This is a genomic window from Brevibacillus sp. FW306-2-1A-C05A (assembly GCF_058781555.1).
On record NZ_JBYSWV010000009.1, the window covers coordinates 69595 to 83551 of the forward strand.

A 13957-nucleotide genomic window follows, 5' to 3' on the forward strand; every position below is an offset into this window, starting at 1 on the left:
CCCCTCCTAGATCGTGGGCATGCGATTTCGAGTACGGATAGTGTGCCCAAGAAAGGAAATGAAAACCCATTTTATGCGAAGAAACGAAAAAGGCCCGACAGATGTCGGACCTCTCTCATATAGCTGCGCTCGACTTATTGTTTGCTTGCGGGCAAGCCTTTTACCGGCTCTCCCAGCAGCGGAGTGGAAAGAACGTAAATGCCGTGGTTGGAGAAGGCCCAGATCAGGTTGCGGTCCCACTCGACGAAAATGCTGTGCACCGGGTTGGAATGCTCGCTCTGCTCAAAACCGCTGCCGTCGTTGCGCAAATACTCGCCGGACATTTTCGGCACAAAGTAAGCGCCAATCGTCGGTTTGTTCGGGTCTTTCAGGTCAAACACTTGCACACCCGCGTTGTAGAACGCATACGGCATCACGGTCTGGCTAGGCGTGCCCGGCTGAATCGCCGCATAGCCGCTGTAGTAGACCATTCCCGTCGTCTCGACCTTGGTCACGTCGATGTTGTCGCCTCCGGTTCCGCTCACGCTCATCGGCATGTCAATGTGGGACACGGCTTTCATGTTGTTCGGGTCGCTGATGTCAACCACCAAGAAGCCGTAGCCGCCCATGGCCGCATACCCGTACTTGCCGCCTTCTTGCGCGGGTCAGTAATGTCGTACACGTTGTACATCGTCGTCTCGTAGTCGTACAAATACCGGCGGCCGTTCAGGTCAAACGTGGCCTGCCAACAAAGCTGTTGGTCTGGGTTGCCCCGGCTGCATCCACTGCCGTCAGTGGAAAAAGCGCACCTGCTGCGAGCGCAGTGGCAAGCCATGCACTGACCACCCGCTTCGTCTGTTTCTTTTTCAATGAATATTCCCCCCTGCCTGTTTTTTCGTCTTCGACAGTACCGAACAGGTTCACACTGGTAGCGTTTACATAAAGGAGTACGGCTGAGAAAATGACGATCCAGACGATGCCCGGCACATCAGGGAACCAGTATTTCATGTAGACAGACATCGCGGACACTTCGGTGCCGACTGCGCAGACCAGGCTGAACCAATAGGCGTAGCGGACGGAGAAGCCTGCCCACGGATTGACGTAGCGCTCCGCGTGAGCGCCGAACGATCCTGTCGTCGGATGCGCGACGGTCATTTCAGCCAGGCAGCCCATCAGCAAAAGCGCGATGACCGCCCCGATCAAATAGCTGACGATCACGCTCGGCCCGGCAAAGCCAATCGCCATCCCGCTTCCCAAAAACAGCCCGGTACCGATTGCGCCCCCGATGGCAATCATGGCTAGCTGGCGGGTGGTTAACCCGCGCTGCAGCCCTTTTTCACGCTCCATGATGTCCTGAAAATGGTTTTGCTTTGACAATTGCGCACACTCCTTTGCCCAAGCGACTAGGCGACAACACCGCGCTTGTTCTCGAATTTTTCGTACCGTTTTTCTTGCATGATCGCTTTTAGCACCTGCACGCTTTCCCACACCTCGGTGTACGTGTTGTAAAAAGCAACCGGAGCGAGGCGAATGATGTTCGGAGCGCGGAAGTCAGGGATGATGCCGCTCTCCTTCAACGCCTTGCAAATCCGGACGGCTTCTTCGTGCTCCAGGCTGACGTGGCCGCCGCGGCGCTCGTCTTCCTGCGGATTGGCAATGGCAAAGCCCATGCCTGCCAGCTCCACTTCGATCAAGTCCATCATGTAGCGGGTCAGCTTCAACGATTTTTCCCGCAGCTTCTCGATTGGCACTTCCTGGAACATTTCCAGCGAGCCGATTAATGGTGCGACGCTCAGCATATGCGGTGTGCCCAGTTGATAAGCGCCTGCCGTCTCGCATACATCCAGCGTGTGCTCCATATCGAACTGTTTGTCTTTTTTCGAGCTGTACCAGCCAGTCAAGCCCGGCACTCTACCAAAATGCTTGCGGTTGACATACAGGCTTCCGACGCTGCCAGGGCCGCCGTTGACGTATTTGTAGTTGCACCAGTAAGCGAAGTCGACTCCCCATTTGCTGAAGGAGTGCGGGATCGCTCCGACCGAGTGGCAGCCGTCAAAGCCGATGAGGATGCCTCTTTCGTGCGCCGCTTTGGTCAGCCGTTCGATATCGAGCAACTGTCCGCTGCGATAGAGCACGGTCGGCAAGATGACGAGCGCGACTTCCTCGGTCATGGCGGCGATGATGTCGTCCTCCTCGATCAGATGGCCATCCCGCGAAGCGATGCGAATCAGCTCTTTCTCTGGGTCCAGGCCGTGCAGCTTGATTTGGCTTTGCAAGGCGTAAATGTCTGTCGGAAAATCAAGCTCGGTCGCGATGATTTTCGTTCTTTTACCTTCCGGGTGATAAAAGGTGGCGGCGAGCTGGTGCAAGTTGACCGTGGTCGAGCCTGTGACGATTACTTCCTCGGGCTCCGCGCCGACGAGAGATGCGCTCATTTCGCCCAGTTTTTCTGGCAGGAAAAACCACGGATGCTCGCCGGTTGTCCACCCGTCAATGCCGAGCTCTTTCCACGACTGCAAAATGTCCTGCAAGCTTTTCTCCGCTCGTTTGGACATCAGTCCCAAGGAATTGCCATCCAGGTACATCGAAGGCAGCAAGTAAAACTCTTCGCGGTATTTCGCCAACTCGTCCTGGGCATCCAGTTGCTGCGCGTAGTTTTTGCTGAGTGGAATGGATGATTGAGCCATCGTAACCTCCTTGAAATTTCCGTTACAGAAAACGGGTTTGTTCTTTTGTGACTCCCCCCACGCCCCAGTGGGAAGGGGGAAGCTCTGTTACCAGCACGCGGACCTGGTCCGGCTTTACTTGCAAGCTGGCAGTGACAGCCTGGGTAATTCCCTCGATCATTTGCCTGATCTGTTCCTTGTCTCGCCCTTCCAGTATGGACACCTGTACAATCGGCATCAAAACCACCTCTGTCTTTTTCGACAGTCCGAAAAGTCGCTGCCCGTGTTGGCTGTCTATGCCTGACAGCCAAAGGAGACGCTGCCGAGGCCGTCGACAGTGACCGTAATGACATCCCCCGGCTCGAACGGAATCGCTTCCGTGATCGCGCCGGACAGGACGATCTGGCCTTTTTTCAAGCCCAGGCCGCGCTCGCCCAGCTTGTTGACAGCCCAGGCCATCGCCGCTGCGGGCGAACCGAGCACGGCCGCTCCAGAGCCTGTAGTTTGTATGACGCCATTTTTGCTCATGACCACACCGGCCAGGGCGAGATCGTATTCGTCGGGCGCTACCCATTTGCTGCCGACGAGAAAAGCCGAAGAGGAGCAATTGTCCGCCACGACGTCCGGGAGGGTGAAGCGGAAGTTTTCGTAACGGCTGTGCCCGCCAGATCGTCCCCGAGCAAAAACGCGATTTCCGGCTCGGCCTTCGGATGGATGAAGCGTCGGTAGGAAAGCGGCTCCCACTCCAGCGCGAGCATCCCGTCCGTCAAGTAGCCGTAAATCGCTTCGTGCACGCCCATCACCTGCTGCTTGGCCCGGCTGGTCAAGCCCAGCTTCAAGCCGATGCAGCGCTCGCCATCCGCTTCCATGCGCGCAATCAGTTGCTGCTGAAGCTCATAGGCCGTCGCAATGGGCAAATCGGGGCAGCGGGCTGTCAGCTTCTCCACCTCGCGCCACTCGCGGTATGCCGCAAGTAAATATTCGACCATCTCTCTCTGTACTTCCTGCGTCACTGCCATTTGTCATCTCCCCGCCCTTTGCAGCTTCGCCAGCTCAGCCGCCACATCAATAATCATGTCTTCCTGCCCGCCGACGGCTTTGCGTCTGCCGACTTCGAGCAAAATATCCCGCGGATCGACGCCGAAGCGTTTGCCCGCCCGCTCTGCATGCAACAAAAAGCTGGAGTACACTCCCGCATAGCCCATGACGAGACTGCCTTTGCGGATTTCCTGCGGATGCGGCATGATTGGACCGACGATGTCTTCGGCGACATCCATCAGTTTGTACAGGTCGATGCCGAGATCGACGCCCATGCGATCGAGCACCGCGATCAACACCTCTGTCTGCGCGTTGCCCGCTCCTGCGCCGAGACGTCCGCTTCGGTCACATGCGTGGCTACCCGGACAAGTCCCGCCCCGCGCTTTTGCGCTTCTTTCAGCTCATGCACCGTGCCGATGCCCGGTATGAGCAGCACCGCGACTTTTGCTTGCCTGCACGAAGCGACCGCCGCTTCGATCAGCTCCATTTCGTCGACGAGCGAGCGACCGTACTGGATCGTCGAGCCGCCCAGACCGTCTCCGTGGCTCACCTCGATGTAAGGAACGCCTGCCTCATCCAGCCCTCGGGCGACGGCCTGCACCTGCTCGCGCGTGAACTGGTGGGCGACGACGTGGCTGCCGTCGCGCAAGCAAACTTCTGTCATTTTGATTGGTCGATCGCTATTTTGTTCCAAGGCTTACCCCTCTCCCATCCAAAAGATGACGGGCGACCTCTTCTCCCACCCGCACAGCTGCAGCCGTCATGATGTCCAAATTGCCAGCGTAGGGCGGGAAGTAGTCTCCCGCACCTTCGACCTCCAGAAATACGGTCACGCGATTTTCTTCGAACAGCGGCTCCTGCTTCAGCCGATAGCCGGGAACGTACGCTTGCACCTGCTCGACGATCTCCAAAACAGACTGGCGAATCGCCGCCTCGTCCATCTGCTTTACTTCGCAATAAACGGTGTCGCGCATTTCGTGGCCGAACCGTTCGAGCAACAGCCGGATGTTCAGCGGCTCGTAACTCAGCGAGTCGAAGTAAAAGTTTTTCGTATAGAAGCTTGGCGGCTGCTCTGTCACGCGCAGATGCGGCCAGACGTTCCAGCCTTGGTCCAGCACCTGCATGTCGACGACTTCCGCTGCCATGTCCGCGATCCGCTTTTGCGGGTCCCAGCACTGGTCGGTAATTTCCCGAAACAGCTTGCCGCCTACCATGATGTTGGCGCCGCAAGAGCAGGTCGGCTGCAGGATCGGCCAGCGGTCCCCGCCGTATTTTTGCGAAAAGTCAGGCAGATCAGCCGGGATGATGTGCGTGTGGAAGTCTATTCTGGCTGCCATTCGTTCACTTCCTCGGATGCTACATGCCCGCAGTTTTTGCATGTCCGCAAATCTTCACTGCCATTGAACGCATGAATCGCTTCTTTTACTTGCTTTTCGATATCTGTCAACTGCACGCGTGTCCGATGCATCTCGTGGTCGCATTTTTCGCAGAACCAGACGAGGTCTTCCAGCTCGCCGTGATCGCGGTTGCGCTCGATGACCAGGCCGATCGTATCTGCCACGCGATGCGGGGAATGCGGGACATTCGCTGGAAAGAGAAACATTTCCCCCTCGCGCACCGTCACTACCTCCCGCTTGCCTTCGGCGTTGATGATTTCCACGTAGCAATCGCCCTTGAGCTGGTAAAAAATTTCTTCGGACGGGTCGACGTGGAAGTCGCGGCGCTTGTTCGGGCCGCCCAGCACCATCATCATCAGTTCGGCATTTTTCAGACGACCTTGTTGTTCACTGGCGGTTTCAAACTGTCCTTGTTTTCCTCGATAAACTTCCAGATGTTGACCGGTTTGGTGATGGTGCTCATGATACGACACGCTCCTTTGGCTGGTTTGGATTGGTTTGCTGCAAAACAACGTCATCGTCGGCCGGGGGCGGCAAAAGCAGCAGCTCTCCCTGGCAAAACGGCACATTTCTTCGAACAGGCGGCAGGGGTTTGGGTATGGTTGACGAATGGTTCTGTACAGACTTCTCCCTGTGGTGTTTTCGGGTGGCCGCTTGAAAACTGCTCCAACAAGAGGGAAGTCTCTTTTTTTGCCCATCAGCCTCGATACCCAAACCGCCTGGAAAGCGCCAGTGCGGCATGCTTGACTTGCTGAATGAACGTCTTCATTTTGTCGTCGGAGAAACGGTGCTTGGGCCCGGCACAACTGATGGAGGCGATCACCTTCCCCTCGTGGTTGAAAATCGGTGCGGCTACGCATTTCAAGCCGATCTCGATCTCTTCGTCGTCAATCGCGTACCCTTGCTCGCGAATTTTTTGCAGTTCCCGCTTGATCGCCTCCGGGTCGGTCAGCGTAAAAGGGGTAAGCGCTTTCAAATCTGCTTGTTGCAAGATGCGATCGACAGTCGCCTCGTCCAAATAGGCGAACAACGCCTTCCCTCCCCCCGTACAGTACAAGGGAGCGCGCTTTCCGAGCATGGAGTACATCCGCAGAGAAGCAGGCGCCTCGACTTTTTCCACGTACACCACTTCGTCTTTGTCGAGCACGACCAGGTGAACCGTCTCTTGCAGCGTCGCCACGAGGCTCTGAATGATCGGATAGGCGAGATTGCGCAGCTCCATTCCGCTGCCGACCAGATTTCCCAGCTCGAACAGGCGCAGCCCCAGCTTGTACTTTTGATCGGTCGGCTTTTGTTCCAGGTACCCCCTGTGCTCCAATGTTTTCATCAAGCCATGAACCGTGCTTTTCGACAGCTTCAGGCGATCACTGATCTCCTTGACGCTCAGCTCCGGCTCGGTGAGAGAAAACAACTCCAGGATGTCGATGGCTCGATCTACCGATTGGATAAACTTCTCGCTCATGTTCCTCCTCTTCGTTCGATATTATCGAACGATATTCGATAATGTTGACTACATTTCTTATTATAGGCTTGATTCCCGAAATGCGCAATATACAATTCAGAGTTTTCTGACAGTAATCTTTTTTTGCAAGCAGCCAAACAAAAAAAGAACCTCGCGCCATCGTTGCTCACGAGATTCTTGCTTTATTGTCGGCCGATCCAGACGACCAGCGCAATTTGCAACATACAAAACAGTGGGACCCAAAACAAAAAGGAGGCGTGCCGGGTCTTGTGGCGATGAATCAGCATCCCCGCCAATGCGCCTGGCCCTCCGCCGAGAAAAGCGGCCAAAAGGAGACTGGCCTCGGGAATCCGCCAGCTTTTCTTTTTCGCCAGACGCTTGTCCGCACGCATCAAAAACCAGGCATAGCCGCTCAAAACGAGGGCGCCCGCAGCCACGACGATCGCCTCGTAGCTGAAATACCCCGCAAGGACGAGGAGCCATCCGGCCGCAAGCACCAGATTGCGATTGCGCCTGTGGATTGCCACCTGCTCATGTCTCATCGCCTACTCTCCTTTTGCCCGAAACGCCCGGTTGCTGACGATGACCTTGCGCACGATCAGCCAGGCGGCCAGCGCGACTACGATGACCAGCAAGGCGTAGAAGCCGTACTGGCGAATCATCCCGATAATCGCCTCCACGTTGTTTCCGAACACGTAGCCGAGGAAGTAAAACGCGATGGTCCAGACAAGCCCGATCGGATACGAAAGCAGCGCGTAGCGGCGATACGTCATGCCGCCCAGCGCCACCAAATACGGAACGACGTGGCGAACAACCGGGAACAGGTAGCTGATGCACAAAGCCGTCGCCCCGTATTTCTCCAAAAGGCCCGTGGACCGCTCGACGGCGTGCCGCATCTTTTCGCTTTTGGACAGCCATTGCAGGATCGGCTTTCCGAAGTATTTTCCCAACAAAAAACCGATGGTCAATCCGGAGGCAACGCCCATGTACCCGGCCAAAAACGAGTAAAACGGGTCCAGAAGGCCGATCGAGGCGAGAAAGCCTCCGGTCGCCACGACCAGCTCATCCGGAATGGGCAAGCCGACGATTCCCAGCCAGAGCAGGAAAAAAATCGCGACGTAACCGTATTGCTCTATGATTGACATCAGCAGGTTGATTTCCATGAGGCAAAATCCCCTATCTTCGCCACTGGCGGCAAAATCTTGCGCAGGCTGGCAGCGGCTCTCGTGCAGTATGTGACTCTTAGTTATTACGTACAAACACGTAAAAAGGTACTTGTCTATTTTGCAATAGATGAACCATTTTTATCAAGCGAAGAAATCACGGACAAAAACAGCCCGTCCATCAGCCAAGATGCTTGAGCGCCTCCCGCCTGCTCAGGTTCGACAGCACAGTCCTTTCCACAAAGCCACGCACTGCTTCCGGTTCTGTCTTGGCATACTCCCGCAAAGCCCAGCCGATTGCTTTTTGGATAAAAAACTCCTTGGAAACCGCACAGGACTCAATCAAGGCGAAAAGCATCTCCCGATCCGTCTTGGCCTTGTAAGAAAGCTGAAACAGGAGCGCCGTCCGCGCGAGCCACATATTATCGCCTTTGACCCAGTCAGTCGTGTTCGGGCGGATCAGCTCGGGGTAGCGGGAAAAAAGCGTGCCTGTTGTATGTGCGGCGAGATAGTCGACCGTATCCCACCACGACTTCGTTGTAATCCACTTGACTACAAGCGGCAGGTGCTCGGGTGTCAGTTGCTTTTTCGTCTTTGCCAACAGATCCATTGCCACGTATTGGTACTCGCGCTCAGGCAATGCCCACAAGCGCGCCACGACCTGCTCCCAGTCTTGCGGGATGCCGTGCTCGCGAAACAACTGTCTGGACAGCTCGCGGCGCAGCGGAGCCTTGATCCCCAAAAAAGGAAACTGATTTTTCATGTACCGCTCCATCGGCCCGGCGTTCTTGGCATCCGCATGGCTCGCGAGCAAGCGGATAGCCGCTGTCGTAAAGGCACACGTCATCGCGCTCCCTCCTTCCCCGTGAAAGCTCGTGCTGCTTCGCTTTCCCTGCGATCAGCCGGCAGCATGTACCTCCTGATTCACGACTGCAAAATCGTTCTTATCTTCCTTTTTATACGGATAGTACACGACCAGCGTAAAATCGCCCTCGATAACTTCCCCGGTTCTCAGCCACGTCTCAATGTCAAACGTCACCTTCGCCGTTACCGTGTGCTTGAAATAGTCTTTTTCCAGAGCGGCATGCGCGGCAAAGTCTTCGCGCAGCCGGTCGCGCTGCTCGTAGATGGCGGCGTACGTCTTTTGCATCGCCTCTTTGTCCAGGACGTCCTCCCACCACAGCTTGCGCGGACGATGCTTCTGGTTGCGCAAGTAATCGAACTTCATCAAGCTCTGCACATGCCGAAGCCCCTCCACGTTCTCGTGCTGCAAAAAAGCTTGCAGTCGCAAAAACAAATCTTCAAGCTGATGGCCGATGCGGCTCCAGCCCTGCTGCTCCCAATAGTCGCCAAACGTCTGGAAGAAGTCAAACGGCGTCTCGAACTGATTCGCCAACAGCCACTCCAGCGTGAGGTCCATCCGGTGTGCGTTCCAGTATTTTTCCAGGACGTCTTCCACCCGCTTGATCTTTTGCATGTCCGCAAACGAGAGGACGTTGTTGCCCAAAATCTCGTACGGCGCTTCATCCATGAACACGTAGCCGTGGTTGGCGGCACGCGCTCGCACTCCGGTCCCGCGCAGCATTTTCAAAAAGCCGAGCTGCAACTCCTCCGGGCGCAGGGCGAACACATCGTTGAACGTCTTGCGGAACGACTGGTAGTCTTCCTCCGGCAAGCCTGCGATCAAGTCCAGGTGCTGGTCGATTTTGCCCGACTCCTTGATCTGCGTCACGGTTCTGGCCAGACGGTTGAAGCGTTGAATCCGCTGTACGAGGCGGTTTGTCTCGTCGTTGGTGGATTGGACGCCGATTTCGAAGCGGAAAATGCCCGGCGGTGCGTTTTCAGTCAAAAAGTCGAGCACGTCCGCCCGCAAAATATCGGCCGTAATCTCAAATTGAAACACCGTTCCATTGTGGTTGTCGATGAGGAACTGGAAAATCTCCATTGCATACTTTTTATTGATGTTAAACGTGCGGTCCACGAATTTAATCGTCTTCACACCGTGGCGAATCAGCCGCAGCAAGTCTTCCTTGACCCGCTCCAGGCTGAAGTAGCGCACCCCGTCTTCAATGGAAGACAGACAGTACTGGCATTTGAACGGACACCCCCGGGATGCCTCGAAATAGACGACGCGGTTGTTCAGCTCGTCGAGATGATCCGCATAGGGCGACGGAATCGTATCCATCTCTTCAATCTGGGCTCTCGGTGCCGAAAAACGAACGTACTCGTCGTCGCGATAGGCGATTCCCGCTACATCCCGCAGGCGAGGAGGCTTGCCCTCGGCTTTCGCCTCCTGATAGGCTTGCAGCAGCTCCAAAAAAGTCTGCTCCCCTTCTCCGATGGCGATCACGTCAATCTCCGGATGCTTTTTCATCCACTCGTCCGCGTCGTAGGTCACTTCCGGCCCGCCGAGAATGACAGCGACGTCGGGGCATACTTTTTTCAGATTGCGGATCACATCGAGCGTCTCGCGAATGTTCCAGATATAACAGGAAAAAGCGACGATATCGGGCTGTCGCTTGTAGATGTCTGCGACGATGTTGAGCGTCACATCGTTAATCGTGTACTCCACCAGCTCGATGCCCGGAAAAGCTTTCTGGGCGTAGCTGCGCAAATAGCGCAAGGCCAGCGAGGAGTGGATGAACTTGGCATTTAAGGTCGATAGTACAATCTTCATGGATGGGTCTACTCTCCTTGCACAAAATCCGGCGACGAAAAAAACCATCAGGCAAACGATGGTCTGGCGTCCAACCGGGCGATTCCTTTCGTAACAGTACCATACGAGGCCAGAGCACGGCAAATCCGGCCCGGCCCCGCTCAGCGATTCAGTTCGCGCACGACATGCCCCAGCTCAGGCACAATCAGCCGATTCATCGCGAGCTTGACTGCCCCAGTCGAGCCAGGCGTGGAAAAGATCATTTTTCCCCCTCTGGTGCCCGCCACAGCGCGGCTGAGCATGGCCGCCGACCCGATGTCCTCCGTATAGCTCAGCATCCGAAACAGCTCGCCGAAGCCGGGCATTTCCTTTTCCAGCAAACCGGAGACGGCTTCGAACGTGTTGTCTCGCGGCGAGATGCCTGTCCCGCCGTTGAGCAGGATGACTTGCACCTCGGGATGCGCGATTCCCGCTTCAATCGCGGCAGTCACCTCGGCAGGCTCGTCCTTGACGATCTGGTAGAGGGCGACGTGATGCCCTGCCTCGGTTAATAGTTGCCTCATTAATTGTCCGCTCTTGTCCGTCTCTTCGGTTCGCGTATCGGAAACGGTAATGACCATGCACGTCACCTGTTTTGGTGACAGCGCCTTGTGCTCCTGTGTGCTCATATCGTGATCTCCCTCATTTTCTGCTGGCTTGTTTCTCTTATTCTACCATTTTCTCTCGGCACGGGTCTTGCCAACCGTCCTTTTGCAACGATTTCTTCACTTCTTCTACCCTAGAAGACGCTGTTTTCGATATAATGCTGGTGACAGTTATTTTTGACAGACAAGGAGGCGTACCCGGATGGCAGAACGCCCATTTTTTTCGTTTCATTTTCACAAGCAATCCCATACGCCGATTTATGTGCAGCTAGCCGACCAACTGAAAACGGCTATTCTGCGCGGGGCCTTTCTTGTAGACGGACAACAATTGATCTCGCTGCGGGACATGAAAACCGTCAGCGGCTGCTCGCTGGAAACCGTGAAAAAGGCGTACGACCATCTCGCGCTGGAAGGCTGGCTGGAAGCCGTGCACGGCAAAGGCTACTACCTGACGACGCTCGCAAAGGAAGCTCGTCTGGAAAGCCGCTTGCCGTTGACCGACATCCCGATTGCCTCGCTGGCTGACTCCTCGCCCCGCCCTGGCGAAGAGCTGGTCAAGCGGCTGCGCGGCGCTTTTTACGACAGTTTGACCGTGCTGGACGAGCCTTCCGCGCAAAAGAAAATCAGACGGACACAGGCGGCCAAAGTATTCGCCGATCACCTGAAGAGACGCGGCTTGCCGCACTCGCCCGAGCGCGTGCTGCTGTTCAACCGCAGCACCAGCGGCTTCGCCTTTCTCGCGCAGCGTGTCATGAATCCGCGCGATGTCGTCTACGTAGAGGAATACAGCTACCCGGTCTTTTTGCGCCTGCTCAGCCAGTGCGGGATCACCGTCCGCCCGATCCGCCTGGACGAAGAAGGAGTCAGCATCGAAGCGCTCGATGCCGAACAGGAGCACTACCCGGCCAACTGGCTGTTAATCAACCCGCACTACCACTTCCCGACAGGCATCAGCTACTCGTTGAAGCGCAAGGAAGAGTTGCTCGCCTGGGCTGAACGGCACAGCGTGCGCATCGTGGAAAACGACCACTACGGCGACCTCTGGTTCGAGGAGCCGAGCAAGCCGATCTACGAGATGGCTTTTCAGCAAAAAAGCCCTGTCGAGGTGTACTACCTGCACTCTCTGTCGAAAACATTGGCGCGCGACCTGCAGCTAGGAGTCCTGATGCTGCCTGCCGATTTTAGCGAAGAGGAACTGGAACGCTACAGGCAGATCGTGTCCATGACCGGAGCAGAGCCGTCCTTGCTCGTCGTCGAGGCAGCGGTCCGGCTGCTCGACGATCCGTGGTTTTCCGAGGTGTATTTGGCGGACCGCCGCGCACTGTTCCAATCCCGCTTTTTGCGGCTGTGGAAGGAAAAGAACCACGCTCTCCCGGCCCACGCGCGCATGTACCCGATCACGGGCGGGCTCAACACGTGGATCGAGTGGGGCACGCCGACCGCAAACGCGACCGAGCTGGAAGAAAGAGTCGTCGCCATCCTGCGCGAAGAAGGTCTGGAGCTGACCTGCGGCCATGCGTTCCGCGTAGCCGACGAGCCTGCTGACACGAAGCGCCGCCCGGCTGTGCGCTTCCCGCTCGCTCCGATGGAGGAACGGGAGCTGAAGCATTGGCTGCATCGCTTGGGAGCTGCGCTGCTGCGGTAATATTATCGGGGGCCAGACAACGATACGCCCGTATGCCGGCGAGAGCAGAGGGCGTATTTTCGCTCGCCAAAATGGCTCAATCACCATCGGCTGAACGCGCAAAAACCCTGCCGCTGTCCATCTGGACGCCGTGGCAGGGTTCTTTTTTGCTTTTTTTACTTAGGCTGCCATTGTTGGGACAGCTCGTCGCGCACGAGTTGGCCCATTGCTACTGTGCCAATCGCCTTGCTCGGATCTGCCGCGATATCGCCTGTGCGGTGTCCCGCTTCGAGGACGGACCAGACGGCGTTTTCTACTGCCGCCGCAGCCTCATCCATGCCGAGCGAGAGGCGGAGCATCATCGCGACAGAGAGGATCGTTGCCAGCGGATTGGCAATGCCTTTTCCGGCGATGTCAGGAGCGGAGCCGTGCACCGGTTCGTACAGCCCGAAGCTTCCCGCTGCCAGACTTGCCGAGGCCAGCATGCCGATCGAGCCTGTCAGCATCGCGGCCTGGTCGCTCAAAATGTCGCCGAACATGTTTTCCGTCACGATGACGTCAAACTGCTTCGGAGCGCGCACGAGTTGCATCGCGCACGAGTCGACCAGTTGGTGGGACAGCTCGACATCCGGGTAGTCGGCCGCTACCCGCTCTGCTACCTTGCGCCAGAGGCGGGAGCTTTCCAGCACGTTCGCCTTGTCGACAGACACGAGACGCTTTTGGCGTTTGCGAGCGATCTCAAAGCCTACACGGATAATCCGCTCGACTTCCGCTTCGGTGTAAATGCATTGGTCTTCGGCTACTTCGCCGTTCGGACCGTCGTAGCGCTTTTTCTCCCCGAAGTAAATGCCTCCGGTCAGCTCGCGCACCACGATCAAATCTACGCCGGACACCACTTCCGGCTTGAGCGTAGAAGCTTCGACGAGCGAGCTGTGCATCGTCGCCGGGCGAATGTTGGCAAACAGCCCAAGCTCCTTGCGAATCCCCAAAAGTCCTGTCTCCGGGCGAAGGTGCCCCGGATTTTGATCCCACTTCGGGCCGCCTACTGCACCGAGCAGCACCGCATCGGCCTGCTTCGCCAGCTTGACGGTCGCTTCCGGCAGCGGAGTTCCGTCGGTGTCGATGGCGATTCCGCCGATCCGGCCTTCCTCGCACGTAAATGTGACGCCTTCGCGCTCTCCTACAAGCTGAAGGACTTTGACTGCTTCCTGCATGATCTCTGGTCCGATACCGTCACCAGGAAGAACGGCGATGCGATAATTTTTCTTCATCGTTTATCCCGCTTTTCTTTTCTGTAATGGTTTTTCGTTCCTTGCTGGTTTCTTTTT

General features: G+C 56.5%; 11 protein-coding genes and 5 pseudogenes. 1 reads left to right on the plus strand and 15 read right to left on the minus strand.

From position 1 onward, the window contains the following. Nucleotides 1-134 precede the first annotated feature (134 nt). The 14 genes and pseudogenes from AC3WJN_RS08750 to AC3WJN_RS08815 form a co-directional block, all read right to left on the minus strand. Nucleotides 135-617, minus strand: a pseudogene (locus tag AC3WJN_RS08750) (LVIVD repeat-containing protein); the annotation flags it as partial. A 262-nt stretch (nucleotides 618-879) separates the two neighbouring features. Next, nucleotides 880-1326: pseudogene (locus AC3WJN_RS08755) on the minus strand (amino acid permease); the annotation flags it as partial. A gap of 56 nt (nucleotides 1327-1382) precedes the next feature. After that, nucleotides 1383-2666 carry a kynureninase gene (gene kynU / locus AC3WJN_RS08760; RefSeq protein ID WP_007776592.1) on the minus strand — a complete coding sequence of 428 codons (1284 nt, stop codon included), beginning with the start codon at nucleotides 2664-2666 and terminating at the stop codon, nucleotides 1383-1385. A 22-nt stretch (nucleotides 2667-2688) separates the two neighbouring features. Continuing rightward, nucleotides 2689-2883, minus strand: a complete 195-nt coding sequence (locus tag AC3WJN_RS08765; protein WP_007776590.1) for a 4-oxalocrotonate tautomerase — start codon at nucleotides 2881-2883, stop codon at nucleotides 2689-2691. Between the two features lie 56 nt (nucleotides 2884-2939). Further along, nucleotides 2940-3664: pseudogene (locus AC3WJN_RS08770) on the minus strand (2-keto-4-pentenoate hydratase). 3 nt (nucleotides 3665-3667) lie between these two features. Then, a pseudogene (locus AC3WJN_RS08775) lies at nucleotides 3668-4347 on the minus strand (hydroxymethylglutaryl-CoA lyase-like TIM-barrel protein). Between the two features lie 16 nt (nucleotides 4348-4363). Continuing rightward, on the minus strand, nucleotides 4364-5020 hold the full coding sequence (locus tag AC3WJN_RS08780) for a hypothetical protein (RefSeq protein ID WP_025844153.1): 657 nt from the start codon (nucleotides 5018-5020) through the stop codon (nucleotides 4364-4366). Beyond that, nucleotides 5005-5543: pseudogene (locus AC3WJN_RS08785) on the minus strand (3-hydroxyanthranilate 3,4-dioxygenase). Before AC3WJN_RS08785 ends, AC3WJN_RS08780 begins: the two are co-directional and overlap by 16 nt. Before the next feature lie 234 nt (nucleotides 5544-5777). Then, complete coding sequence (locus AC3WJN_RS08790) at nucleotides 5778-6542, minus strand: IclR family transcriptional regulator (protein ID WP_007776562.1); 765 nt, start codon at nucleotides 6540-6542, stop codon at nucleotides 5778-5780. A 182-nt stretch (nucleotides 6543-6724) separates the two neighbouring features. Continuing rightward, nucleotides 6725-7084, minus strand: a complete 360-nt coding sequence (locus tag AC3WJN_RS08795; protein ID WP_007776561.1) for a DUF1294 domain-containing protein — start codon at nucleotides 7082-7084, stop codon at nucleotides 6725-6727. A 3-nt stretch (nucleotides 7085-7087) separates the two neighbouring features. Then, entirely contained in the window at nucleotides 7088-7705 is a 618-nt protein-coding gene (locus tag AC3WJN_RS08800) for a DedA family protein (protein ID WP_007776559.1), read from the minus strand. Between the two features lie 181 nt (nucleotides 7706-7886). Beyond that, entirely contained in the window at nucleotides 7887-8552 is a 666-nt protein-coding gene (locus AC3WJN_RS08805; RefSeq protein WP_007776558.1) for a DNA alkylation repair protein, read from the minus strand. A 51-nt stretch (nucleotides 8553-8603) separates the two neighbouring features. Then, the gene (locus AC3WJN_RS08810; RefSeq protein ID WP_007776557.1) at nucleotides 8604-10382 is read right to left on the minus strand and encodes a B12-binding domain-containing radical SAM protein; all 1779 of its coding nucleotides are present in this window, start codon (nucleotides 10380-10382) and stop codon (nucleotides 8604-8606) included. Between the two features lie 140 nt (nucleotides 10383-10522). After that, nucleotides 10523-11029 carry a MogA/MoaB family molybdenum cofactor biosynthesis protein gene (locus AC3WJN_RS08815; protein WP_005829317.1) on the minus strand — a complete coding sequence of 169 codons (507 nt, stop codon included), beginning with the start codon at nucleotides 11027-11029 and terminating at the stop codon, nucleotides 10523-10525. A gap of 178 nt (nucleotides 11030-11207) precedes the next feature. Here AC3WJN_RS08815 and AC3WJN_RS08820 point away from each other — a divergent pair, with 178 nt between their 5' ends. Further along, nucleotides 11208-12650: an aminotransferase-like domain-containing protein gene (locus AC3WJN_RS08820; RefSeq protein WP_005829318.1), complete on the plus strand. Its 1443-nt coding sequence runs from the start codon at nucleotides 11208-11210 to the stop codon at nucleotides 12648-12650. 155 nt (nucleotides 12651-12805) lie between these two features. Here the strand turns inward: AC3WJN_RS08820 and leuB are convergent, their stop codons facing one another. After that, on the minus strand, nucleotides 12806-13900 hold the full coding sequence (gene leuB, locus AC3WJN_RS08825) for a 3-isopropylmalate dehydrogenase (RefSeq protein WP_005829320.1): 1095 nt from the start codon (nucleotides 13898-13900) through the stop codon (nucleotides 12806-12808). Between the last annotated feature and the right edge of the window lie 57 nt (nucleotides 13901-13957).